Annotated in this window: 2 tRNA genes and 2 rRNA genes; all 4 read right to left on the reverse strand. The window is 49.2% G+C overall.

The annotated features are described in order from the left end of the window. A 23S ribosomal RNA gene (locus GM668_RS30280) occupies positions 1-276 on the reverse strand; the annotation flags it as partial. Positions 277-465: 189 nt separating this feature from the next. After that, positions 466-541 (reverse strand) — tRNA-Ala (locus tag GM668_RS30285). Between the two features lie 22 nt (positions 542-563). Further along, positions 564-640, reverse strand: a tRNA-Ile gene (locus GM668_RS30290). A 66-nt stretch (positions 641-706) separates the two neighbouring features. Then, positions 707-819, reverse strand: a 16S ribosomal RNA gene (locus GM668_RS30295); the annotation flags it as partial.

An 819-nucleotide genomic window follows, 5' to 3' on the forward strand; every position in this document is an offset into this window, starting at 1 on the left:
ACTATCACGTACAGGCTCTTCCCATTTCGCTCGCCACTACTTTGGGAATCTCGGTTGATTTCTTTTCCTGCAGCTACTTAGATGTTTCAGTTCGCCGCGTTCGCTTCACACACCTATGTATTCAGTGGGTGATGACCTAAAAGGCCGGGTTTCCCCATTCGGACATTTCCGGATCAAAGCTTGTTTGTCAGCTCCCCGGAACTTTTCGCAGACTTCCACGTCCTTCATCGCCTGTAATCGCCAAGGCATCCGCCATGTGCACTTATTCACTTGTCCCTATAACCTTGACGGCTATAAGCTCAAGCATTTACTACTGTGTTTGATGAGTTTTTGTATGCGTTCCTTTCGGAACACTACCCTAAGTGTGTAATTTCTTACACGCTTAAATAAAACTTTACTTCTTCCAGATTGTTAAAGAACGGTACTACGCTTATCTAAGACTCGGGTCTTACATAAGAGCAGTTTTGGTGGAGGATGACGGGATCGAACCGACGACCCCCTGCTTGCAAAGCAGGTGCTCTCCCAGCTGAGCTAATCCCCCAATGGGTATTACTAGTTGGAACTGGTAGGGCTGGTTGGGCTCGAACCAACGACCCCCGCGTTATCAACACGGTGCTCTAACCAGCTGAGCTACAGCCCCAACATTTTTGCGTTCTTCTTTACTACAGCCGATAAGTGTGGACGTCAGGCGGAGTGCCTACTCTAGAAAGGAGGTGATCCAGCCGCACCTTCCGATACGGCTACCTTGTTACGACTTCACCCCAGTCACGAATCCTACCGTGGTAAGCGCCCTCCTTGCGGTTAAGCTACCTACTTCTG

Source organism: Pseudoduganella ginsengisoli, from assembly GCF_009720865.1.
Classification (GTDB): Bacteria; Pseudomonadota; Gammaproteobacteria; order Burkholderiales; family Burkholderiaceae_D; genus Rugamonas; species Rugamonas ginsengisoli.